We start from the raw sequence: 25,526 nt of genomic DNA, 5'->3' as shown, positions 1-25,526 counted from the left end.
CCCCCATGCCTCCAAAGGCCGGGCCGTTCCATCAAACGCTGTAGCTATATCATCCCCATCTGTCAATACTGATTTCCTCTATTTGCCGGCGCAACGCCTCGCTGGCGCTGCCGTTTACAAATGCGCCCGGCGCAGTGCTGGGGTAAATATCTTCAAACGTTCTTACCTGGTTCATAAACACCCTGCGGTAAATATGCCGGCGCGTTACCTGGTGCGGGTCCGGCAGGCCTGCGGCCGCCGCCAGCTCCATGGCGCTCTCGATGGTATCCCGGTGGTAGTTGGCCACCCGTTGCTTTTTATCGCTTACTACCAATCCTTCCATGAGCCATTTATCCTGCGTGGCCACGCCGGTAGGGCAGGTGTTGGTATTGCAGAGCAGGGCCTGTATGCAGCCGAGCGCCATCATCATGGCACGGGCGCTGTTGCAGGCATCCGCGCCCAGGGCCAGCGCCCGGAGGATGTGGTAGCCCGTCATCACCTTCCCCGAAACAATCACCCTGATGTCTTTTCGTATATCGAAGCCCGTTAGCGTGTCATGTACAAACGCGAGGCCATCCATCATCGGCATGCCCACCGAGTTGGAGAACTCCGGCGGCGCAGCGCCGGTGCCGCCTTCCCCGCCATCTACGGTAATAAAATCAGGATAAATATTGGTGGCGATCATCGCCTTGCAGATCGCATAGAATTCATTTGGCTGGCCTATACAGAGTTTAAAACCTACGGGCTTGCCCTTGCTCAGCTCCCGCATTTTCCCGATGAAAAGCATCATTTCCCGCGGACTGTTAAACGCCGTATGATAAGGCGGGGAGAACACCGTGGTGCCGGGTTTCACGTGCCGGATAGCGGCAATTTCAGGCGTATTCTTGGACGCCGGTAATATACCGCCATGGCCTGGTTTGGCTCCCTGGGATATTTTCAGCTCTATCATTTTTATCTGGGGCAGGGCGGATTTTTCCGCGAACAATTCCGGTGAAAAGTTGCCCTGCTCATCCCGGCAGCCAAAGTAGCCGGTGCCTATCTGCCAGATGATATCCCCGCCCTGCTTCAGGTGATGCTCGCTGATGCCGCCTTCCCCCGTGTTGTGGGCGAAGTTGCCGATCTTTGCGCCGCCGTTCAGCGCTTCCACGGCATTGGCGCTGAGGGAGCCGTAGCTCATGGCGCTCACGTTCAGGATGCTGGCGGAATAAGGCTGCAGGCAGTCCTTCCCGCCGATCAGCACCCGCGGGTCCTTGTCCATTTTCTCAAAGTCCTGCGGCTGTATGGAATGGGCCATCCATTCATACCCTTCCGCATATACGTTGAACTGCGTTCCGAATGGCTGCGAGTCCAGCTCCCGCTTCGCGCGCTGGTAGACCGTCGACCGGTCGATGCGGTTAATAGGCCGTCCGTCAATATCGCTCTCTACAAAATACTGGTGCACCTTCGGGCGCATGGCCTCCATCCAGTACCGCATCCGGCCCAGTACCGGGAAGTTGCGGATAATGGCATGCTTCGTTTGCATCATGTCTAAAATTCCCATGATGACGATCGGTAACAGGAGGAGCAACAACCACCACACCCGGGAAAAAAAGTATCCCAGCACGACTACCGCTATCAGGCTCACCGCAGAAAAAATGATAAATCTCTTAGCCATAGGACAGATTATTTCATTGAATTTAAGTTTTTTTTCCGCGTGTTCCTGAAAACTTACCGCAGTATCGCAGCCCTTTCAATATCCGGCAGCCGGCGTCGCAGGCAGGTGATGGTAAACGGAACCAGCTGCATCGCGCACGTAAATCTTTTCTCCCCCCATAAAAAAATAAAACCGATTGCAAAAATTGCAAATTCATTTTTTGCAACGTTTGCATATTTGCATTTTAGTGACTATATTACAACGCGCCACGGCAATTCCGCCAGCGGCGCCATCAACCAGGATCGATATGCCATTATACATAATCCCCGAAAGGGCCCGTCTGTGTAGTAGAACATACCATTTTCAGATCTTACATAATTCATCCAATTAATGATGTTTAAGCATTTAAATACACTGGTTGCAGTACCCATGGTGATGGCCGCCACAATGCATGTACAGGCCCAGCAAACACCTTACGATCTATCGCGTTTAAAATCCTCCTGGGAAGTAGTGGAAAATAACTACCAGGGTAAAATGCAGTTCCTTTCTTCATTTACTTTTATCAACAACGGCAGTAATCCGTTTCCCTCAAAAGACTGGCAGCTGTATTTCAATTTTGTTCGCATGATCAAACCGGGGCAGCAGTTGCCCGGCGTGAAACTCGAACATGTGAACGGCGATTTGTACCGGCTTTCCCCGACGCCTGACTTCAAAGGCATTGCCCCCGGCGATTCCATCAAGGTCAATTTTGCCAGCGACGCCTGGGCGGTCAACTTTACCGACGGCCCTACCGGCATCTACGTCGTTTGGGCAGGGCAGCCCAACAAAGGCTATCCCGTAAAGGATTACACGATCCGCCCATCCACCACGGCGCGGCAACTGATGCGCTACCCGGGGGATAAAAGCGCCGTGGTAACGCCTGGGCAGATATTCAAACAGAACGCTGTAATAAAAGATATTCCTTTATCCCAGCTGCCGCTGGTTTTCCCTACGCCGGTATCTTACCAGGCCACCGGCGGGAACCTCGTGCTGGACGCATTCCCGGTCATCAAAGCGGATGACCCGCTGGCCGCAAGCGCCCGATTCCTCCATAATGAACTGATGGCATTGCTCGGCAAACGTGCTGTGGGAAAGGTGGCGATCAACTTTAAAGTGGACGAATCCCTGGCTGCTGACGCCTATAAACTGGATGTAACGCCCCAGGGCGTTACCATCACCGCCTCCGGTAACGAAGGGGCGTTTTACGGTATTCAGTCCCTGAAAGCCCTGATATCACCTGCCGCATGGGCCGGTATGCCGAAATCCATCAGCATTCCGGCCGTGCAGGTGAGCGATTACCCACGGTTTAAGTACCGCGCCTTCATGATCGACGTTGCCCGCAACTTCCACAACAAAAAGGACCTGCAACGCCTCATCGATGTGATGGCCCTCTACAAGCTCAATGTGCTGCACTTCCACTTCAGCGACGATGAAGGCTGGCGGCTGGAAATCCCGGGCCTGCCTGAACTGACGGAAGTAGGGGCGCGCCGCGGGCATACGGCCGACTTTAAGTCCATGCTGCCGCCTTCCTACGGCTCCGGCCCTGATTCTACCAATCCTGCCGGCAGCGGCTACTTTAGCCGGGCTGAATTCATCGACCTCCTGAAGTATGCAACGGAAAGGCATATACGAATTTTGCCGGAAATTGAAAGTCCGGGTCACGCCCGCGCCGCCGTTAAATCCATGGAAGTGCGCTACGAGCGCCTCGCCGCGCAGGGCCGCCAGCAGGAAGCGGAAGCGTACCTGCTGACCGATCTGAAGGACAAATCCAACTACCATTCCGTACAGTACTGGAACGACAACGTGATGAACGTGGCCCTGCCGTCTACCTATAAATTCCTGGATAAAGTAGTGACTGAAATCCAGGCGATGTACAAGGAAGCCGGCGCGCCGCTCACGGCCATCCACATGGGTGGGGACGAGGTGCCGCACGGCGTATTCGAGCAGTCGCCCGCATGCCAGGCGCTCATGCAGCAGGATAAAACTATCACAAGCGTGGATGACCTCTGGTATTATTACTACCGCAAGGTGCATCAGCTGCTGCAGGCGAAAAACCTGGAAGTGGCCGGCTGGGAGGAAGCAGGTATGCGCAAAACCACCATCGACGGTAAATCCGCCAGCATTCCCAACCCGGACTTCGCCAACGATAACTTCCAGCTGAATGTATGGAACAACGTGATCGGCGGCGGCCAGGAGGACCTCTCGTACCGCCTTGCCAACGCGGGTTACAAGGTCATCCTCTCCGGTGTGAGCAACTTCTACTTCGACATGGCATATATGAAATCCTTCGATGAACCGGGATTCTACTGGGGCGGATTTGTGGATATCGACAAGCCGTTCTACTTCATACCGTTCGACTATTACAAGAATTCCAAAGTGGATGGAAAAGGCGACCCGGTAACCGCGGCCACCTTTGTGGGTAAGGATCGCCTGACGGGCTTCGGCCAGTCGAACATCCGCGGTATCCAGGGCCTGCTCTGGAGCGAAACGGTGAGCAACTCCGACCGGATGGAGTACATGATCTATCCTAAAATGCTGGGCCTGGCGGAAAGGGCCTGGGCGCAGGACCCTGCATGGGCTACGGAAAAGGATTCCGCGAAAGCTGAACAGCTCTACAACCAGGCATGGAGCGTGTTTACCAACGTGGTAGGCAAGCGGGAGCTGCCCCGCCTGGATAAACTGAACGGCGGTTATAACTACCGCATTCCTACCGCCGGCGTACAGCTCAATGAGGACGAGGTAAGCGTGAACAGCCAGTTCCCGGGAATGGTGATCCGCTATACGACTAACGGTGAAGAGCCTACGCAGAAAAGTCCGGTGTACACCGCGCCTTTCAGGGCAGGCGGCAAAACCGTGAAGGTGCGGGTGTTTGATACGCGTGGGCGGAGTAGTCGCACCACAACGGTAAAAGTGCCGCAACCGCAGGAACAATTGAGAAACAACCGCAACTAACAGCATAGGTATCCCCGCCCCGCCGGCGGGGATACTGCTTTACGCGCCAACAGTGACGATGTAAGTTTTACGACCCTTAACAGATTAACTGTGTTACGAATTCCACGATTATTGGGCTTATGCCTTTGCTGGCCTGTATTACTATTTGCCCAGAAGAAAAACGAAGCCTGGAAACTACCGGTTTCCCGCGCGGTATCTCCCATAAAAATTGACGGCGTTATTGACGAGGAAGCATGGAGCCATGCAGCCATCGCCAGGGATTTCCGGATGGTGTTGCCGATGGATACCAGCGCTGCCAGGCTGCGCACGGAGGTGCGCATGGCGTATGACCAGCAACGCCTGTACGTACTGGTGGAAAACTATACGAGCGGCAGCGGGCCTTACATGGTGGAATCCCTCCGGAGGGATTTTGCCTTCCTGAAAAACGATAACTTCATCCTCTTCATGGACCCTTTTGACGACCAGACCAACGGCTTCGCCTTTGGCGCAAACGCGGCAGGCGCCCAGTGGGATGGCCTCATGTACGACGGCGGTAAGGTGGACCTCAGCTGGGATAACAAGTGGGTGAGCGCCGTTAGGAACTACCCGGATAAATGGGTGTTTGAAGCCGCTATACCGTTTAAGACTATACGTTATAAAAAAGGGGTAACGCAGTGGGGCATTAACTTCAGCCGCAACGACCTGAAGACGACGGAGAAATCCGCCTGGGCGCCGGTGCCGCGGCAATTCCCCACAGCCTCCCTCGCTTATACCGGCACTTTGCAATGGGATACCACGCCGCCGCCGGCCGGCCCGAACATCTCGCTTATCCCGTATTTGCTGGGCGGATTATCGAAAGATTATGCCGCGCACGGCAACACTACCTGGCGCCGGGATGCCGGGCTGGACGCGAAGATCGGGATTACCTCCTCCCTGAACCTGGACCTGACGGTGAACCCGGATTTTTCCCAGGTGGATGTGGATAAGCAGGTGACCAACCTGGACCGCTTTGAATTGTTTTTCCCGGAGAGGCGGCAGTTTTTCCTGGAAAACGGGGACCAGTTTTCCAACTTCGGGTACAGTACCCTGCGGCCTTTCTTTTCCCGGCGTATAGGCCTTGGCGTGCCCATTCAGTTTGGCGCGAGGCTGAGCGGCAAGCTCAATAAGGACTGGCGTTTGGGGCTGATGAACATGCAAACGGCCGCTAAGGATGAAATCTTTTTGCCGGCGCAAAACTATACGGTGGCTGCGTTGCAGCGCCGGATGTTTAGCCGCTCCAACCTGGGCTTCCTCTTTATCAACAAGGAATCGCTGAACTATACGCCGCCGCAGGAAACCGGCAAACCGGTGTATAGTCGCTATAACCGCAACTTTGGCCTGGAATACAACCTGGCTTCCAGCAATAACTTCTGGACGGGCAAGGCGCTGGTATTAAAATCGTATAGTCCTGACCGTAAGGGGAGCGACTGGGCCACTGCCGCCAACCTGCAGTACACCAGCAAGGTCTGGAACTTAGGCTGGCAGCACGAGTATGTAGGCAATCATTATAATGCGGAGGTGGGCTATGTGCCCCGCCGGGGTTATATCAGGCTAGCGCCGACGGCCACCAGGCTGTTTTTCCCTGTATCCGGGCAGGTGCTGAGCCATGGGCCGCAGGTAACTACCACCTGGTTTATGGACGAGCAGTTTCACCGGACGGATAATGAAACCATGCTGAATTACGGGATGGTGTTCCGGAAGCGGAATACGCTGAACGTCTGGGCTTCCAATACCTATATCCGGTTGTTGCAGGAGTTTGACCCTACGAATACCGGGAAGGACAGTTTGCCTGTTAACAGTACGCACAGCTGGAATACGGTGGGGGCTGACTATGTATCGCAGCCGCAGCAGCTGTTTACCTATGCGTTTTCCGCGCGGTACGGCGGTTATTATGCCGGCGGGCGGCGGCTGATGCTGAATACGGAGCTGGGCTACCGTTTCCAGCCGTATGTGAGCATTGCGATGACGGCCAATTACAATGACATCCGGCTGGGGGCGCCCTGGGGCTACAATTCCTTTTGGCTGGTGGGGCCGCGGCTGGATGTAACGATGACGAATACACTCTTTTTCACCGGTTTCATGCAGTATAATGAGCAGCTGAAGAACATCAATCTGAATACGCGTTTGCAGTGGCGTTACCGGCCGGCGTCGGATTTGTTCATTGTCTATACGGATAACTACCTTCCGGAACCTGTTTACGTCAAAAACAGGGCTTTAGTGCTGAAATTAGTGTACTGGTTTAACCTCTGATTTTGCAATGGGTTGCGTACTGGCAAGGCTTTGCTGGTAAAGGACTCTGATAATTTGATTATCATTCCTAACCAAATTTTTATTTGTTAATCATGCTCTTGTTAAGAAATAATTTACATTCTCACCATTTCGCTCATTTATTATTGCATCACAATACGCGGTTAATTAACTCCACTGCACGCAAGCAAGCATTGGGCTACGTAAAGTTTTCATTTACTATCGTTGTGAATACAAGCCCCCTATGGTGTCTACCATGGGGATTTGTATTTGTACGTTAACCGTTGCTTAACAATTGCATAACAATTTCAGGCTCGCTTAGATATTATATTGTAGCAATGGTAGCGCCACGTATTCCCATATTCCTCAGTATGATGTTATTGGTCGCATATGTGCGGCTGGCTGCGCAAGCGCCCTGTATTACGGGCAGGGTAGCGGGCGGGCGTACGGGCGGGGTGGTGGCGGTGTCCTACTGGTTGCAGCCGGGCATTTCCCCTGTCATAACGCAGGAGGTACAGCTGGAGCGGGATTCCTTTTATTGCCGCATCCCGGAGGCGCAGGCGGGTTTATTGTTCTTTTACGCGGATGCCGGCGGGGGCAGGAGTTTACAGGGCATTATCGGCAGGAATGACAGTATTCATATATTTTTTGGGGGAGATAGTATAGCGCTGTCCGGCAATGGCGCTGCGGGGAGTCGGGTCATGTACCTTTGCAGGCGTGCCATGGGCGGCATGGGCGCGATACGGGGTGAGCCTGACCGGGAAATGCAGGGGGCAAAGCAATCCTTACAATTTATACATGCAACGTTGAGTCATTACCGTGATAGCATGCCGGCGGATATGTATGCCCTGGCGCGTGCGGAGTTGCTGGGGCAGGTAGCATCCGGCATGATTGGCACGTACTGGCAGCAGGATCCTGACCTGCAGGAGGCGGCGTACCGGCAGTTCATTCTCCCGGCGTTGCCGGAGCTGCCGGTGAATGAGCAAAGCGGCGCGTCCGCCAGGTTCCTTTCTTACCTGGTGGATAAAGCGCAGGTGGACTACTACCGCAGCACGCACCAGCAATGCACGCATAAAGCGGTGTATGAATGGATTAAAAGTAGATATACAGGGCCGCTGCAGGAAAAGTTGCTGGCCCACCAGCTGCTGATGGCCTTTGCCATGGGCGGCGTGGAAGAGGAGTTGGAGAGCTGCGCAAAAGATTACCTGGCCTTCGTGCGGGACCCTGCCTGTAAGGAAGCAGTGGCCACTCCATATAATAAAGTAAAGCGGGGTATCCGCAAAGGCATGCCAGCGCCGCCTTTCAGCCTGCCGGATATGCAGGGCAATACGGTGTCCCTCAGCCAGTTTGCCGGCAAGGTGGTACTCCTGCACTTCTGTTCTGACGATGATAATTTATTACCCACCCTCGACGAAATTTCAAAATGCTTCCGCAAAGAGGAGGTGGCCTTCCTCCATATAGGCATGAAACCCTTTGCTGTAAAGGGCGTTGGGCTGCAGTTATACCCCGGTGCGCAGTTTGCGGCCATGCAACAGCAGTATAACGTGAACGCATGCCCCACGTTAATTGTAATCACCCGCGACGGCAATATTTTTGCAGTCAAACCTCCAAACCCCGCAGAGGACTACGGTACAGCGCTTGCCAACATCATTTACGAGGCATTACAACAGTAAAAAAAATCTGGATTCCTGCCAATAAAATGCAGGTCACTGCGTTTAATATGCGGACTCAGATAACCGGAAGGACGCGACAGTAGCGCATGCGCGCTATTTATTTGCAGCAGGATTTTCAGAACTACAATTAAATCAAGTTGATAATATTTACATTAAAATATATATATCTATAGCTTGGTTTAATCAGTACAATTCCGTAAATTAAATATTATATACTCATCGTTAAGCCCCTCTATGCCACATGCCAAAGCGTTATTTTGACCGTTTACAGACCATTGATTACCTAATCAGGATCAAAGGCACCGGGAAGCCCGCTCAGTTAGCCAAGCGGCTTCGTATTTCCGAAAGAACACTCTATGAATTCCTCAAAATGATGAAGGAGTTAGGTGCTCCCATTGAATACGACCGGTACAAGGAAAGTTACTATTACTCGGAAAAAGGTGGATTCAACATCAGGTTCACGAAGAACCTGGTCACCGCGAGTGCCGTACTTTTCGCCCTCATGATCACATTGTGGTAACCACTGCCTGACACTCACTCTGCCTGAGTGAAGCCCCGCATTGCACCCAAAGGTGCCCAAGATCCTGTTGCCCGACCTTAACCCGCCGGCCTGCAGCATCTTTTGTTACATCCATCAAACATTGGTGGACAGGGATACTGTTGTGTTCCTGTTCACCTTTTTTTTGTTAATACCCGTTCCGTTAACATTGAGTAAACATTTGACACTTTTATTATCACCAATTTTACACCCGGAAAAGTCCTGAAGCAATATTGAAACCGACTAACAGGCAACAGTGACCGATGTACCAAGCTATTTTTTTCATAACGCGGTTTAGATTAGATTTTTAATACTACGCAGGTTTCTATCGAGTTACCTGCTACTTTTTTTAGCCTGTTACAAGCAACCCGCACAGGTATATGCATCGTATTTAAAATTATTAACGCATCAATTGTATGATGTTAAATTGCCTCATCCTTGGTGACATACCCAACGGATTTCAGAACCTGAAAAGGTTTATCAATAATACCTCCTTTACTTTCCTGGCCCAGCACTGCCAGAGCTTTGACGCGGCCACCCCTTTCCTGGATACCGAAACCATTCACCTCATATTCACCGGTACGCCGCCGCCACAGCCGGAAACGCTGTTCACCGAAGAGGAGCATAGTATGACCGTACTAGTGTTATCCTACCCGGACAATAATCCCTATCCGTTCTATGTTTGCCACGAAGAAGTTATTTTCCCCGATCTCACCTACGAAGCTTTTTATAATCTCGTTTACCGACTCTATAATATCATCAACATGGAAGGACAACAAACCGTACCCCCAAGAACAACCGACCATTTCATGCTCCGTTGTGAAAACCACTATGAGAAAATAAAGTATGAAGACCTCCGCTACCTGGAAGTAATGGACGACCACATCCTCCTCCATACAAAGGACCAGAAGATAGCGACCAAAGAAAAGCTGGACTGGATCATGGCGCAGCTGCCACTGAGCGAGTTTATGCACGTGCACCGGTGGTATGTGGTAGGGTTCCATCATATCGACCAGCTGGAAGAGGATCACCTGTTTATTGGCTCCGTACGGATTCCCGTGTCCAGGAATATTCACCCGGAAGTGGAAAAGCGGTATAAAAAACGGTGGTAGGGGGATGTGGGGAGGTTAATGGGAGATCGGTCCTTATAGCAGGAAGGCGCTGGTAGGACGATGTTAGCTTATGGGAGACAGGGACTTATTGTAATAAGGCGCCGGCAGGCCTAATGGGAGAACCCCGCGATCAACCTGCCCGCTACGCCCGCCGCATCTTCATCGTAGGAATGCCCGCCCGGCAGGATCAGTTTCTTATAGTGCGGTATCGTGAGTTCTGAAAAATTGAAATCCTTCTCCTCCTCGCCAAATACCAGCAGCAACGGCCTGGATATCTTATTGATCTCCGCCGGCACGCTCATGCCCTTATTGCCGCCCTTACCCAGCATGTCCGATAAATGTACCTCCAGGTCCGTAAACCTGCTGGGGGATAACAGCACCACCTGCTTTACCTCTTCGGCCATGGTAGCCGGCAAATGCGTGTAAATAAACGGCATCACATCCGCTCCCAGGGAGTACCCGATCAAAATGATCCCCTGGTGGTTATTCCACTGCGCCTGGTAAAACCGTATCAGGTTGGCCACATCCGTAGCCGCCTGCACGGGCGTTTTCTTGCTCCAGAAATATTTCAGGGCATTCAACGCCACCACAGGGTAGGTCTTCCGCTGGAACTCATCTATCACGTTGGCGGAAAACTTTTTCATGCCCCCGTCGCCGGTGATATAAAAAATAAGGGGAGATGTGGAGCCCGCCGGGGGCGCTTTTACCTGTACCGGTAAGTTGCCGGGCGCCGACTGCGCCCCCGCTGTATATATGCCTGTAAGCAGCAATAACGCTGTAAAAACCGATGTAATAAACCTGCTTGTCATATTAATTGCCATTCATCAAAGGAACAAAGTCTCCCTCGCATTGTTCATGCCAAAATACTAAGGTTGCATCACTTTGTTCAACGCTACCGGCAACTGCAGCAGGTCAAAATCATGTTCGTACACCAGGTATTTATTGGTCCACTCGGTGGCATATTTATCCTTGAACTCCCGTAAACCCTGGTAGTGGCGGAAGAAACGCAGCTTTTCGTAGGCGTATTTCACCATTTTTTCCGCGGTGTTCTGCGGGTGACTGATGCCGGACATCGGCACCATGCCCAGGTTCAGCGTTTGCAGTCCTTTGGCCTGCGCATCCTGGATGAGGGCAATGATCAGCGCGTCCATCACGCCGCCCGGAGCGTCCGCACGCTTGCGGATAAGGTCGTAGGTACACTCCCCGGGCGTATAATCCGGTATGATGTTTAAAAAGGCAACCACCTCGCCTTCCGCGTTGGAAACGGTAATTACATCCTGCTGGCGGATTTCCTCCGCATCAAACAATCCCTGGGAAAAGGTCATCTCCTTTACTTCGTACTGCGCCAGCCATTCGTCACTGACGGATTTCAGGGCCGCCAGCAGCTGGTCCGGCTGTGGCGCCGGATGCAGCGTAGTGGTGTAGCCTTTATTGGCCAAACTGTTTAACCCGTTACGCAGGGATTTCTTGTCCTTTCCGCTCAGGGTGAACGTCCGCAGGTCCATAATGGCCTCCTGGCCTATCAGCATTTTCTTTTTCTTCAGGTGATTGAAATAATAGGTGCTATCCTCATCCACCCGGTAGAAGGCGGGCCGCAGCCCCATTTTTTTGCACTGCTCCTCAAACTCGCTCAATAATCCCGACTTGTTTTCCTCTGCGCAAACCGGTTCTTCCAGCACGATGGCAAAGCTGCTGGCCACGCGGTAGGCTACAAACCCTTCGTAGGCCTCAGATACGAACAACAACTTATCGCTGCCCACCTTGAAGTAATCCATCGGCGAGTTGCCGTACTGGCTCAGGTAGAAACGCGCTTTTTCCAGCGCGCTGTTGCTATGCTTCGTCACCTTCAGGTAAGGCCGGATGATCGTATAGAAAAGGAAGGCCCATGCGCTCACGCCCAGTACGCGGATGGCGGACATAAACTCCCTCCCGAACCGGGTGACCGGCACCAGGCCGTCATCGTCCAGCAACATAAAGCCATGGAAGGCATGCCGCAGGGATTGCAGCCAGGTAAAATCAATCCCGAAATGCTTTACGTTCAAAAAATAAAAACCGATGGAGCCGAATAACAGCACCACCGCAAACGTAGCGATGGCCGTGACGACCCCTATGTTTACCAGCTGCGGATTGCTTTTAACGCGGTACTGCTTTGCCGTAATGATTAAGATCACGCTGGTCACCAGGGCCAGGGTAGCCTCTTCGTAATCCAGCGCCTTGCTGATATGCCCGATCACGGACAGCAGGGAAACGGACAAAGCCACGATCCATGCGCTGCGCAGGCCGCGGAAGAGGAAGGTGGCCGTTACCAGCAGCACCAGCCCCAGGAATACCACCAGCAGGTTGGACGCATGGATGGATGTACCGGGGATATAGGCGCGCAGCAAATGCATACGGGAAGCCAAAGGCGGCGTTAATACGGAGAAGATGTTGACCATCCCCAGTAAAAAAATCAGGATGGGCGGTAATAACCGCAACACCAGGTCCTTGCCTTTGAGGGCAAAGGCAATCATGCCGGCAATCAACGGCAGCCAGAACTCAAATAAGCGGAAAAGTAAAGTGATTTCCAGCGCCTGCAACGACGTATAGCCGTAATTGGTAAGCAGGTAGGCCAGGGAGAGCTCGATGGCGCCCAGGCCCCGCAGGAACGGGGAAATGATCAGGAATATGGTAGCCACAATATACCCCACGCAGGCCGCCTCCATGGAAGGCGTAACCCCAACGGCGAGCATACTGAGGTAGAGGTGCGCAATACCAGCCACCTCTATCAGCACGGAGGCCAGTACGGTATTGGCAAAAGCCGGCAGCTGCAATTGAAAGGTAAAAATCTCGTCGATCTGCTGGGCCGCACCGGGAAAATATTTAGTGAGCAGGCGATACATGCGCCCTTTGTGTTGCATGGAGCGTACGAACGCCACCACGCCGGCCAGCAGCAGGCATATTGTTACCAGGCCCCAGGCGGCGTCCCGCATGGAGGCCGCATGCAGCATGGCGTACATCACTACGGGAATGCCTACCAGGAAAACCGAAAGGATGCCCACAAAACCATAAATACCGGATGCCTGGTGAATTTGCTGTTTATGCAGGTGCTCCCGCTTCAGGCTCTGTGGCAGGTAAGCCAGTGAGCTGATGCCGCCCGCCGGCAGAAATACGGATAACAGGTTGCGCTTCAGGAAAAGTTCTGTGCTTTTAAGGAGGTTCAGCTTTGCGCCAATGGATTTGAAGCTGTACACATACATGGCCGCCTGGAAAAGGATATAGGCCACGGTAATGGCTACACCGATCACGACCCAGCCGCTGTCCGCCCGCTCAATGGCCGGCACCAACGCGCTGAGTTCGTGCCGCTCCGCGCGGAAGAAGTAAATGGCCAGGAGAATGAACAGTACTGCCAGTAATTCTTTCCAGTGTAATTTTCGTAGAAATGCAGGTGTAATAAATTTGTTTCCGCCAGACATAGCTGTAATGCTTCAGTATATTTTGATTAAGCAAAGTTAGCGCATGTTATGCTCTGCCAGTCGCCGGCAGCGGACTTTAAGGTGATTTTAATCTGCTATAACCTGTTGATAATGACCACCTTTTCCACATGAATAATTTGGTTGTCCTCGCCTATGAACTGCAGGTAGTAGGAGCCGGCAGATAAGCCAGCCGGTATGTTGACCTCATAGTAATTACGATCCTGCAACGGCGGCGGGAAGCTGGTGTATCCCATTCGCCTGCCGGCAATATCCAGCAATGCCATGGCCCTGATATGCAATGCGCCCCCGTAATAGATATGCAGCACTGTGCCCGCCCTGGCAGGATTCGGCCATAGCCTGATCTGCCCGTCTGTAAACTTGCCTTTGACGAGGCGTATGGGGCTGTAAAAAAAGTACCCGTCCGTCATAATTACCTTCAGGCGGTACAACAAGGTTTCCTCCGTATCCTGGATGTCCAGGGAGTCGTAGCCGGTAGACAGGTAGCTGATCCCGTTGGGATTTTTCGTCAGCACAAAGCCAATGGAATCGAAATTAAGCGCGTCTGGTTTTTTTCTTTCTATCGCGAAGCCACGGAGGTAATACTCCCTGGAAGTGGCCCAGCGCAAGGTGATAGAGTCGGAAGCAATGGCATGGCGGAAGGCGTCAAAGGACTGCAGGGTGGTTTTAGCAGGACTGTTAATGATTTCCGCTACCATGCTGGTAAAGAATGCGCTGTTGCCCGGCAGTGCAAAGCTGCGGGTATTAAAGGCCGCATCCGGATTGGGCCGGCCGCTGGTATAGATGTTCGGCGAGCCGGGGGCGGAGCGGGCGAGCGCCGTATCCCAGTTCATGCCGTTGAAATAGGCAACGTAACTGCTGTTGCGGTTGGCTTCATAGTCCGGCCCTTCGTCCGACAGCTTATGCACCAGCGTAATATTCGCCTCTGTACCAGCCGTCAGCGGGTCTATCTGCCAGGTTTTGTTAACGGTGGTGCCATACAGGTTGCGGCCTTGTGTGAGCTGCGCCAGCACGCTATCGCTCACGCCTGTACGAACGGTGCTGGCGCCCCGCTGGATGGTGACTACCGCCGGCGTGTAGGCGGCAGGGGTAGTGCCCACAGGGAAGATTACATCCCCATCGGAAGGCTGCAGGCGGGAACGATAGAGGAAGCCGCTGCCGAAGCGCCCGCCGGTAATGATAAAATTACTGTCGGAATAATTGGTAATGCTGCCGGGGGTATTGTGCCCCACCACGAGGTTCCAGCCGTTGAGGAAAATATGGCCTTTGCGCAGGTCAAGGGTGTGGTTGACTTTCAGGTCGTTCAGGTCGTCCAGCACAAGGCCCGGCGAATTGAGTACCCGCAGGTTGGGAAACGCCGTGCCTGTATTTTGGGATACACTGAAACCGCCGCTCACATACTGGTACACTACATTGGGGTTGGCCCTGCCGGGTTGTATGAACTGGAACCAGCCACCGGCGCCGCTGAGCCCATCACTGCTTTCATCCAGGATGGACGCGCCGCTGTTATTCCGCCACCTCAGCCCGTAGAAGTTCAGCACGGAGCCTGGCAGGGAAAGTATGCTGCCTTCGTGCGTCATATCTCCGAATATGGCAACGGTATCCTGCCCGTACAGGGCCATATGCCCGCCGGGATGCAGCCATGTGCCGGATTGGGCTGCCAGCAGCTTGCAGCAGCAGGTGAGGAGGAGCGTTAATATGTATTTACGTGTATGCGTAAACGTATATTTTAGTAACCGGTGATGGTGAAATATATTTTATGGGATGTCTGGCTATCCATGCCCACACTGTTGCCCAGCCCCAATATCCCCGGATCGCCCAGCACCACGGCAAAAGTGATGCGGGTGGTGGAGATGTTCAGTATGCCTACAAAGGGAACGGTATTAGGCGTACTGCCACCCCGCGCGGTGGCCTGTACGTTCAGTATCTGGGTAAAGAATCCTGCCGGCAGGTTGATAAAGGGAAAGCCGCCGTTGATATTACTGATGGAATCAGTAATCACCTTTATCTGCTGGGTGATTGGCGAGGCCGTTGGATTGGCGGTGGTGGCATTGGCCAGGCTGTAATACGCAGGCGAAGTAGCATTGGGGGCCGTCAGCTTTTGCCAGCTGCTTCCCACGCGAACGTATAAACTACTGTCCGTCGTATTGAATACGATCATGCCGGCGGGCGCCGTGTTCAATGGCGGGGCGGATAAAGAGGTTCCCGGCACGCGGGTGAGCAGTAGCCCCTGTTTGGTGGAGTTGAGCTCCAACACGGCTGCCTTGCTGGTCACGGAAGTGCCCAGGTCGCCCAGTCGCAGCTGTTGTGCATGTACACTGTTAAATAAAAGTACCAGCATGCATACCGACAGCCATGTGGTTATATAAGCTATACGCATATACGAACATTTTGGTGATCGGATGGATGCCGCTTATTTACGGATAACATACCAGTTGGCGCCATCTGTTTGCAGCGTAACGTAGGTGTAATCGTTATAGATCACGTAGGTACTGGCGCCGTCGATAGTGCCGCCGGTGGGGGTGATGGTCAGGCTGTTGTCAATACCGCCGCTGCCTATTTTTTTAATCGTATATATTCTGCCTTTTATATTGGTGGGAGATGGGAGGGTGACGGTGATACTGCTGCTCGTTGTATTCACCAATACCGTATTGTCGGCTGCCGTGAGTGTACCATTTCCCGTAAGCGTGGTAATGTTCATAGACACGGAGCCGCTTACCTGCAGGGTGGAGTTGGGGCCTGCCGTGCTGCCCACATTGGCTGCCTGCCCTACCTGCAGGGAATCGCGCACCGTTTTATTGCCCGCGAAGGTTTGCACGGAGTCTGTAACGATACCGCGGGAAGTGGCGCTGGCGTCCGGGATATTGATGACAATTTTATTGGGAGTGGTGGTGCTGTCGATATTCACATTGGCGCCTGCCTTGCCGTTTACGATGCTGATCGCCGGCCCGGTTTGGCTGTTAACGGATTTAATCCCTGCGCTGAATGCGGCGGAGTCGATCACTCTTTTTTCAATAGCGCCGGTGGTGGGGTTGCGGACGAGCAGTTGGGTAGCGCCGGTGCTGATATCATTGGGAACGGTTCCCAGTACGACTCCTCCGCTGATATTAGCCCCGCCGCCGGTGACGTTCACGCCGTTGGTGATGGTGGCGCCCCCGTTGATCCGCAGGCCGGCATTGGCGGTTAAGCTGTCCTGGAAGGTTTTTTGCCCGCCGAAGGTTTGTGCTGCAATACTCACCGCGCCAGGGTTGGCGGCATCGGCAGGGGCCAGCTGCAGTACGCCGTTGCTGATAGCTATACCGTTGGGGTTGGGCGCTGCCAGCAGCGCCCCGATGGTGATGGCTTGTTGCTTGCTGCTGAAGGAGAGCCAGTCGGCATAAGTGAGCAAACCGGTTTTCAGCGTAGTGCCGTTCACGATAGGTACGTTGAGGGTAAGGGAGCTGTCTGCCGCATTGGCGGTGACGCCAAAGTTGGCGTTGGCGGTATCCGCCTTAAGGGTAATGCCTTTGTTGGTAAGCCCGTTAATACTTTGGATAGCCCCGGCGAAAGCATTGGCGGATAAGGCGCGCTGGCTGATAGCGCCGGTAGCGGGGTCAATGACCAGCGTGGAGATCAGGCTGCTGTTTTGCGGCACATTTTTGAGCTGCACCGTTTGGTCCGCATTCACGTGAATGGCTTCGGTAGCGTTGGTGCGGATGGAGAGCGGCTGTCCGTCTGTTGTACCGATGTAATTGGCGGCGGTGGTGCCGGCGTTGCCGGTCAGCTTCCAGCCGGCGGCGCTGATGGAGAGGCTGTCCGCCAACCTGGACCAATGTCCGCTGCGGCGTACCAGCAAGCTCTGGTTGCCCGTAAAGTAGATGATCATCCCGTCAGGCGCGGTATTGAGGGGGAGAGGGTCGTATCCGCAATACGTGGCAGGAGTAAACCCTGGTGGCCACTTTCCAGCTCCAGCACGGAAGCCTTGTTGATGGTGCCTGGGTTATCGCCCACTTTGAGCTGCGCGAAAGCAGCGGGGGCCAGTAAGAGCAATAAGAAACCTAATAGCAGGGAAGGGGCGTAGTTGTGCTTCATAAAAGTCGGTTTGAGGATAAACAATACGGGATATGTCCAGCTGGGGAGTGCGGGGCAGGGGGGTAAAATTGCTGGTGATTCCATTTTAAAGGTACGCTATTTAGCAGTGGGATAAATATATGATGGGCAAAAAAAAGCCGTGGTATTTTCTCCACGGCCTTTGTTGTTTTAGTGATTGTTGAGTGTTAGTCAGGATTAGTGATCTGCCTTGTTATACGGTACAACGAGTACGGGTACACGGGCATGGCGGATAATGGATTCTGCGGTGCTGCCTACGAGCATGTGATCGAGGCCGGTGCGGCCATGGGTGCCTACCACCAGGATGGCGGTATTGCCTTCGTGGGCTTTTTCCAGCGTTACCACTTTCGGGTTGCCGGTGGCCACTACGATGTTGATGTCGGCGCCTGGATGTTGTGCCTTGTACGCTGCTAATGCTGATTCTGTTTCGCGGATTCGTTCTGGAAGGTCTGATACCGTTTCAGGTAATGCCATGCCGAGGCCTACTTCCACTACGGAGAAGAGGGTGACGCTGGCTTGCATTCTTTCCGCCAGCGCTACGCCCTGGCTGATCACTTCTGCTGAAAACGGGCTAAGGTCTACCGCGATCATTATTTCGGACATACGACTTTGTTTTTAAGTGGTTAATGTTTCCGTTATGCTGAATATTTATTCATTCGCTATGCTTTGAGCGCGTCCCAGCAAAGTTCAAACGTCAGGTCTATCTTACGTTTGCTCAGTGTTTCGTTGCTGTAATGCGTTTGTTTCACCAGTTCATTGAGCGCGCCCATGATAAAGGTGAGCAGCAGGCTGGTATCGGCCTGTTTGATCAGTTGTTCCTGCTGGCCTCTTTCTATGAGATCGTAGAAGGGGGTGGCCAGTTCCCTTGCTTTTTCCCTGGTTTCGGCGGTGATGTAGGGGGAGTGGAAGCACTGCTCCAGGAACACCACTTCTTCAAAATGCTGGAGTTTATACCGTAATATATTCATCCATACGGTTCTGAAGCCTGGTTTAAAAGGCTGGGAGGCGTCGTATCCCCTGAAGGCTACCTGTACGGAGTTTGCCCGGCTACAGGCAAACAGCGCGTTGATGAGTTCGTCTTTGCCGGTAAAGTACACGTAGAGGGTGCCGGTGGCGATGCCGGCTTCCCGGGAGATGTCGCCCATGGTGATGCCGGCCAGCCCCTTTCGGGCTACCAGCTTGAGGGCCGCCTGGTAAATCAGCTCCACTTTCCTGTCGTCCTTCAATTTCATAATACAAAGGTAAGCGAATAATTATTCATTTATACGAAAGGAAATCTTAAAAAAAACGCCTCTCATGACTGAGAGGCGGATGGACCCGTGTTATCTTTTAGTAGTAATTTAAATTGCCCGGAGGGGAACCATGGCAATTTTCGGGTGTTGATGAGTGTTAAACCATGTTTGTAAACCTGTTTTCTCAGAAAAATGAGTTAAAGAATTCTGAAAACCTGATAATAAGCTACCCTCACACCAGGTAATACAAATGTACCCAGCCGCAGATGGTCAAATGTTAACTGGAAGTATGTTAATACGTGATTAACAAAAAAAAGTAAAAAAATGCCCTTGCGTTTGATGCAAGGGCAGGAGTGAACATTCACAGATAATGTTCCCCGATAATGGAACTATAATGAATCAGTTGATAAAAAGCAGGCACAGACACCGTGCCACTGAATAAGGTGATTGCTAATTCTGCTTCAGCGCTACTCATGTTATCAAGTAGTACTGTGGAACTAGTATGAAGTTAAAAAGATTGTTCGGTGTTTTTAGTTAATCATTGGTTAACTGTTCAAAATTGTAGCGCACACCCGCAAAAACATTGGTTACGGCTCAAAACTGTAACACCCACCCGCAAAATCCCGCCCGGTCCTATAGAATTTTCCCTTTCCCTGATACGTTTTTTTAATTCGCTTGCTCAACCGGCCATTCATCAGTATTTTTTCATTACGCATTTACCAGCCTGTATTCCACATGATGAAAAAACTGTTTTTCTTATTACTAACGCTTACGTATATACGTTCTCTTGCCCAGGATATGCCCGATATGTGGACCAAAGGCGCCGCCAACTCCGCCAATCCTAACCTGGAATGGTTCAGGTCGGCAAAATTCGGTCTGTTTATCCACTGGGGACTGTATTCCAAACTGGGCGGCCGCTGGAACGACAGCAGCTACTACGGCAGCGGCGAGTGGATCATGAACCGCGCCAAAGCCCCCGCCGCCGAATACGCGAAAGTGGCGCAATCCTTCAACCCCACAGGGTTCAACGCAGCGGAATGGGCCGGCATCGCCAGAGAAGCCGGTATCAAATACCTCGTCATCACCGCCAAACACCACGAAGGCTTTAGCATGTACGACTCCAAAGTCACCGACTTCGATATCGTGGATGCTACCCCCTATAAAAAAGATCCCATGAAGCCGCTGGCTGCCGCCTGCCGGCAGCAGGGCATCCGCTTCGGCTTTTATTATTCCCAGTTCCTCGACTGGCACGAGCCTAACGGCGGCGGCAACCGGTGGGACTTTAAAGAACAAAACAAAGATTACCAGCAATACTACCGCACCAAATCCATCCCCCAGCTGAAGGAACTGCTGACCAACTACGGCCCGCTGGATATTGTGTGGTTCGATATGCCAGGTGGACTCACCCCTGAACAAACAAAAGCGATGATCGACAGCCTGCGCCAGCTCCAGCCCAACTGCCTTTTCAGCAGCAGGGTAGGGCATAACCTGGGGGATTACCGGGATTTCGGCGACTCTGAAGTACCGCCCACCCCCATCGCCGGCGCATGGGAATCCATCTATACGCATAACGACTCCTGGGGGTACATCCAGCATGACCTGAATTTCAAATCCCCCAAGGAGATCATCCGCCTCCTCTCCAACGTAGCCTCCAAAGGCGGTAACCTCATGCTGAACGTAGGCCCGGATGGTAACGGCCAATGGCCGGCCTACAGCATTAAATACCTCCGCGAAACAGGCAAGTGGCTGCATCAATACGGGGAGAGCATCTACGGTACTACCTACGGCCTTATCCCGGCGCAACCCTGGGGCGTAACCACCAGCAAGCCCGGTAAATTATACCTGCACATTTGGCATAAACCGGGCAACGGGCAGCTGATCATCCCCGGCATCAACGCCACCGTGAAAAGCATTAAAATCCTCGGCAATAATAAACCGCTGGCCTGGAAAGCAACCGGGACCGACGTTACAGTCACCCTGCCCGCCGCCCTGCCGGACGACCGCAATACCGTACTGGTGATGGATTACAGCGGCAGCCAGCAAGACCTCTCCCAGCTGCATACCCAGACGGTGAGCAGCCAATACCCGGCCACCAGGATTTCCCCGGTATGGGCAGTGTTCAACGGCGCCGCCGAAACCAAATCCTTTACCTATTCGCATTATTTCGGCGACTGGAAACATGATAACTGCGCCGTGAACATGCTGCGGCCGGAAGATGCACTGGTATTCCCCCTGCATGTGCAGGAGGCGGGCGATTATAAAGTAGTGCTGGATTATAATTGCGAAACCGCCGGCGCTACCCAGCCCGGACTGGTAACGCTGGGAGCGCAGCAACTGCCCTTCCTCACGCTGGCCACCGGCACGTACGACAGCCATAAACCCATGCTGTTTATCGATCATGCCGTGGGCGTGATCCATATCGATAAGCCCGGTGATTATAACCTGACCGTAAAGCCTGCAAAGGCCAATAATAAGGAGCTGTTCCGGCTGCGCAGCGTCGTGCTGGAACCGCTCCGTTAAAAAGAACAGCGAACAATGAGAACTATAAAAACTATCGTCTTACTGGCTGTATTAATGGGGCAGATGCCACTGCTGCCGGCGCAAAATGCCGCCAGGCCGGATTGGCTTATCAATAACAGCCCCTACAAAGCCACTGTAGTCACCTCCGGGGAAGAGGTAATCATATCCAATGGCCTCCTCAGCAGGAGCTTCCGGGTAATGCCTAATGTGATCTGTACGGATTTCCGCAACCTCGTCAGCGGGGAGCAGCTGCTGCGCGCCATCAAGCCGGAAGCCCAGCTGATACTGGGCGCAGATACCGTCAACATTGGCGGGGCGTACGGGCAGCGGCAGATGGCTTACCTCATGCCCGCCTGGCTGGATAACCTGCAAGCCGGCGCAAAAGACCTCCGCTACCTGAAACATGAAACAGCGGACCTGCAACCCGCCTTGCCGGATAATGGCCATACGAAGGCATCTTCCGGGAAATCGCTCATCTTTCATTATACGGCGCCGGATAATTCCCCGTATAAGGGACTGCTGGTAAAAGTGCATTACGACCTGTTTGACGGCGTTCCCGTCCTCTCCAAATGGCTGGAAATTGTGAATAACACAGGCCACACGCTTCCGCTGCGCCAGGTGAAAAATGAAATACTCGCCACCCCGGAAGAAGAATCGGCCGTGGTAGGCAGCGTAACGCAAATGGCCACGCCGCATGGCTTGTATGTAGAAAGTAATTATGCTTTCAACAACGCTATGAAAGCCAACCTGAGCGATCAAACCACACACTGGAAAGTGGATACCGCCTATACCTCCCAGGTGAACTATAACCTGCAAACGCCCTGCGTACTGGAAGTGTACCCGGAAGTGCCGGTCGGCATCACCCTGGACAACGGCGCTGCATTCCAATCCATCCGCACCTATGAGCTGCTGCTGGATAGCTACGACCGGGAGCGCAACGGCCTGGCGCAAAAAGCCATGTACCGCACCATTGCGCCGTGGACTACCCGCAACCCGGTTTTCATGCACCTGGTCACTACTGATCCGGTGAAGGTGAAAGCGGCCATCGATCAATGCGCCGTCACCGGTTATGAAGCCGTAATATTGAGCTTTGGCAGCGGACTGAATATGGAAGATACCAGCGCCGCCAACATCGCCAAATACAAGGCACTGGCAGATTATGCGAAGTCGAAGGGCATTATGTTAGGCGGCTACAGCCTGTTTTCCAGCAGGCGCATCAGCGACGAGGACGATGTGATCAACCCCGCTACCGGCAAGCCCGGTGGCGCATTCTTTGAAAACGCGCCCTGTTTGGGAAGTAAGTGGGGATTGAGTTATATAGCAAAGCTCAAATACTTTTTTACGGCGACGGGCTTTAGCATCTTTGAAAATGATGGCCCTTACCCGGGAGATGTTTGCGCCTCTGCCACGCACCCCGGCCATACCGGCAAGGACGATTCGCAGTGGAAGCAAATGAAGTTGCAGCAGGAACTTTATCACTGGATGTATGCCCGTAATATTTACGTCAATGCGCCGGACTGGTACTTCCTGGACGGGACGAACAAAATAGCGCTGGGCTACCGGGAAGTCAACTTCTCCCTGCCGAGAGCGGAGCAGCAAATACTCAACCGCCAGAATATCTACGACGGCCTCTGGGAAAAAACAGCCTCCATGAGCTGGGGCTTTGTGCCGCTGACGCAATACCATGGCGGCGGTGCGGAAGCCACACTGGAACCGCTGCATGACCACCTGGATGATTATGAAAAGCTGATGATGCAATACTACGGCGCAGGCGTACAGGCGTGTTACCGCGGGCCGCGTTTATACGATACCGATAGTACCCGGGAACTGGTGACTAAGGTAATCAGCTGGTATAAAAAGTACAGGAAGATACTGAACGCGGATATGATACACCTCCGCCGCCCGGATGGGCGCGACTGGGATGGGATGATGCATGTAAGCGCAACCCTGCCGCAGAAAGGGCTGGCCATGTTGTACAACCCTACTTTGCAGGCCATCACCCGAACGGTAAAATTGCCGCTTTACTACACCGGCCTTACCAAAACGGCCAGCATCCGCGAAAAAGAGGGCATGGCAAAAACGTATAGCCTGGACCGTGAATACAACGCCACCGTAACGGTCACCATACCGGCATCGGGCTACACCTGGCTGGTGATTGAATAACCTTAGATCAAACCAAAAACTATAATCCACTCATGAAAAAGATCACACTCGGATTCCTGACGTTGCTGCTGTTGTTAGTGGCACAGCTGCAGGCCCAGCAAAAGCTCTCCAACGAAACGGATGCGCAGAAAGAACAGCGCATGGCCTGGTGGCTCAACGACCGCTTTGGTATGTTTATCCACTGGGGCCTCTATTCACTTCCGGCCCGTCACGAATGGGTGAAGAGCCGTGAGCGCATTTCGGATAGCGACTACCAGAAGTATTTCGATAACTTCAACCCGGACCTCTACAACCCGCGCGAATGGGCGCGTATGGCCAAGGCCGCCGGTATGAAATATGCCGTGCTTACTACCAAGCACCACGAAGGATTCTGCCTGTTTGATTCCAAATACACGGATTATAAATCTACCAACACCGCTATCAAAAAGGACCTGGTGAAAGAATGGGTAGATGCCTTCCGTGCTGAAGGGCTGAAAGTAGGGTTCTACTATTCCCTGATCGACTGGCATCATCCTGACTTTACGATCGACAAACATCATCCGCAACGCCCGAATGATCCGGCTGATTACGAAAAGCTGAACAAGGGCAGGGACATGGCTAAGTACAGGACTTACCTGCACAACCAGGTGAAGGAGCTGATGACCAATTACGGTAAGATCGATATCCTCTGGCTGGACTTCAGCTATCCCGGCGAACATGGTAAAGGCCACGACGACTGGGATTCCAAAAACCTCCTCGCGATGGTGCGCAAACTGCAACCGGGAATACTCGTAGATGACCGCCTGGACCTGAATAACTATGATGACGGATTTGATTTCGTGACGCCGGAGCAATACAAAGTAGCGGAATGGCCGGTGCGTAACGGCAAACGGGTGCATTGGGAAACCTGCCAGACCTTTTCCGGTTCATGGGGCTATTACCGCGATGAAACCAGCTGGAAAGACAACAAGCAACTGCTGGTGCTGCTGATTGAATCCGTAAGTAAAGGCGGTAACCTGCTGCTGAACGTAGGACCTACTTCCAGGGGCTTGTTTGACTACCGTGCCAACAAAGCGCTGAGCGGTATGGGCGAATGGATGGCGGTAAATAGTCGCGCTATCTACGGTTGCACCCAGGCGCCTGCCGAATTCAAAACGCCGGATAATTCCCTGCTGACCTACAATCCCACCACCAAACGCCTGTACGTACACCTGCTGGATTATCCATTGCAGCGCTTTGATCTCCCTGGTATGAAAGGAAAGATCAAGTACGCGCAATTCCTGCATGATGGCTCTGAAATTAAAATGAGAGCGAACGATAAAGGCGATGTTTCTATGGAATTACCCGTGTTGAAACCCAATGTGGAAATTCCGGTGATAGAGCTGGTGCTGCAATAAAGCGCGCATTAAAATTTTGTTATATGCTGGTATGATCCGCCTCCGGGAGTAATATTCCGGGGCGGATTTTTTACTTTTATTATTCGTAAAAAGATTTATATTTTTACGAAGAAGGAACGCCTAAAATGCCGGGATAGATCTACAACGAAAGCCTGTTTTAAATTTATCTTGATCAGGTGTAGATTTGACTATACCTTAGTGGTGGATTTCTTTGGAGAAGAAAAGCTTACCAGGAAAATACCCACACATATAATAAAAATTAATTTGATTAAATAGTAATAATTAGCGACGATATCTTTATTGATTAGTAACAAGTTGTGTTATTGTTGATCCAGCGTTATATGAATGTCAACCAGGTTATGATTATATCTTTATTGTAATATAAAATAGAATGATTATTAGTATTTATTGAAAAACCATATACCTATCCGATTGACTGCTGCTGGGATTTGTTTCAAATTTGTTTCGGTATGGAAACCGTGTAT

Annotated in this window: 17 protein-coding genes; 8 read left to right on the top strand and 9 right to left on the bottom strand. The window is 52.6% G+C overall.

Annotated elements, in window-relative coordinates:
• Positions 1-49: 49 nt before the first annotated feature.
• Entirely contained in the window at positions 50-1,633 is a 1,584-nt protein-coding gene (locus BOC67_RS09895) for an FMN-binding glutamate synthase family protein (protein ID WP_291909896.1), read from the bottom strand.
• A 369-nt stretch (positions 1,634-2,002) separates the two neighbouring features.
• Between BOC67_RS09895 and BOC67_RS09890 the strand changes: the two genes are divergently transcribed.
• The 5 genes from BOC67_RS09890 (at position 2,003) to BOC67_RS09870 (ending at position 10,191) form a co-directional block, all read left to right on the top strand.
• Positions 2,003-4,603 (top strand): family 20 glycosylhydrolase, encoded by a 2,601-nt coding sequence (locus BOC67_RS09890; protein WP_291909893.1) that lies wholly within the window; start codon positions 2,003-2,005, stop codon positions 4,601-4,603.
• A 90-nt stretch (positions 4,604-4,693) separates the two neighbouring features.
• Positions 4,694-6,871 carry a DUF5916 domain-containing protein gene (locus tag BOC67_RS09885; protein WP_291909891.1) on the top strand — a complete coding sequence of 726 codons (2,178 nt, stop codon included), beginning with the start codon at positions 4,694-4,696 and terminating at the stop codon, positions 6,869-6,871.
• Positions 6,872-7,239: 368 nt separating this feature from the next.
• A complete protein-coding gene (locus BOC67_RS09880) occupies positions 7,240-8,541 on the top strand; it encodes a TlpA disulfide reductase family protein (protein WP_291909890.1) in 1,302 nt (433 codons plus the stop codon).
• Between the two features lie 241 nt (positions 8,542-8,782).
• The gene (locus BOC67_RS09875) at positions 8,783-9,061 is read left to right on the top strand and encodes an HTH domain-containing protein (RefSeq protein ID WP_291909889.1); all 279 of its coding nucleotides are present in this window, start codon (positions 8,783-8,785) and stop codon (positions 9,059-9,061) included.
• Between the two features lie 434 nt (positions 9,062-9,495).
• Entirely contained in the window at positions 9,496-10,191 is a 696-nt protein-coding gene (locus tag BOC67_RS09870) for a LytTR family DNA-binding domain-containing protein (protein WP_291909888.1), read from the top strand.
• Between the two features lie 110 nt (positions 10,192-10,301).
• On the opposite strand, the gene BOC67_RS09865 is transcribed toward BOC67_RS09870, so the two are convergent.
• From BOC67_RS09865 to BOC67_RS09830, 8 genes are all read right to left on the bottom strand, one after another.
• Positions 10,302-11,000, bottom strand: coding sequence for an AcvB/VirJ family lysyl-phosphatidylglycerol hydrolase (locus BOC67_RS09865; RefSeq protein WP_291909886.1), 699 nt, complete (start codon positions 10,998-11,000; stop codon positions 10,302-10,304).
• 57 nt (positions 11,001-11,057) lie between these two features.
• Entirely contained in the window at positions 11,058-13,643 is a 2,586-nt protein-coding gene (locus tag BOC67_RS09860) for a phosphatidylglycerol lysyltransferase domain-containing protein (protein WP_291909885.1), read from the bottom strand.
• 95 nt (positions 13,644-13,738) lie between these two features.
• On the bottom strand, positions 13,739-15,283 hold the full coding sequence (locus BOC67_RS09855; RefSeq protein ID WP_291909884.1) for a hypothetical protein: 1,545 nt from the start codon (positions 15,281-15,283) through the stop codon (positions 13,739-13,741).
• Between the two features lie 107 nt (positions 15,284-15,390).
• Positions 15,391-16,041, bottom strand: a complete 651-nt coding sequence (locus BOC67_RS09850) for a hypothetical protein (RefSeq protein ID WP_291909882.1) — start codon at positions 16,039-16,041, stop codon at positions 15,391-15,393.
• A 33-nt stretch (positions 16,042-16,074) separates the two neighbouring features.
• A complete protein-coding gene (locus BOC67_RS09845; RefSeq protein WP_291909880.1) occupies positions 16,075-17,526 on the bottom strand; it encodes a hypothetical protein in 1,452 nt (483 codons plus the stop codon).
• Positions 17,523-17,732: a hypothetical protein gene (locus tag BOC67_RS09840; RefSeq protein WP_291909879.1), complete on the bottom strand. Its 210-nt coding sequence runs from the start codon at positions 17,730-17,732 to the stop codon at positions 17,523-17,525. The genes BOC67_RS09845 and BOC67_RS09840 overlap by 4 nt, the downstream gene beginning before the upstream one ends.
• 195 nt (positions 17,733-17,927) lie before the next feature.
• Complete coding sequence (locus tag BOC67_RS09835) at positions 17,928-18,353, bottom strand: universal stress protein (protein ID WP_291909878.1); 426 nt, start codon at positions 18,351-18,353, stop codon at positions 17,928-17,930.
• Positions 18,354-18,409: 56 nt separating this feature from the next.
• Positions 18,410-18,982 carry a TetR/AcrR family transcriptional regulator gene (locus BOC67_RS09830; RefSeq protein ID WP_291909875.1) on the bottom strand — a complete coding sequence of 191 codons (573 nt, stop codon included), beginning with the start codon at positions 18,980-18,982 and terminating at the stop codon, positions 18,410-18,412.
• Positions 18,983-19,717: 735 nt separating this feature from the next.
• Between BOC67_RS09830 and BOC67_RS09825 the strand changes: the two genes are divergently transcribed.
• The 3 genes from BOC67_RS09825 to BOC67_RS09815 are packed head-to-tail and all read left to right on the top strand — an operon-like array spanning position 19,718 to position 25,041.
• Positions 19,718-21,502: an alpha-L-fucosidase gene (locus BOC67_RS09825; protein WP_291909874.1), complete on the top strand. Its 1,785-nt coding sequence runs from the start codon at positions 19,718-19,720 to the stop codon at positions 21,500-21,502.
• 15 nt (positions 21,503-21,517) lie between these two features.
• Complete coding sequence (locus BOC67_RS09820; RefSeq protein ID WP_291909871.1) at positions 21,518-23,665, top strand: alpha-galactosidase; 2,148 nt, start codon at positions 21,518-21,520, stop codon at positions 23,663-23,665.
• A gap of 32 nt (positions 23,666-23,697) precedes the next feature.
• On the top strand, positions 23,698-25,041 hold the full coding sequence (locus BOC67_RS09815) for an alpha-L-fucosidase (RefSeq protein WP_291909870.1): 1,344 nt from the start codon (positions 23,698-23,700) through the stop codon (positions 25,039-25,041).
• Positions 25,042-25,526: the final 485 nt, after the last annotated feature.

It is taken from the genome of Chitinophaga sp. CB10, from assembly GCA_001870995.2.
Classification (GTDB): domain Bacteria; phylum Bacteroidota; class Bacteroidia; order Chitinophagales; family Chitinophagaceae; genus Chitinophaga.
Note: the sequence above shows the minus strand (reverse complement) of the source record. Positions and strands in the feature narration are given on the sequence as shown.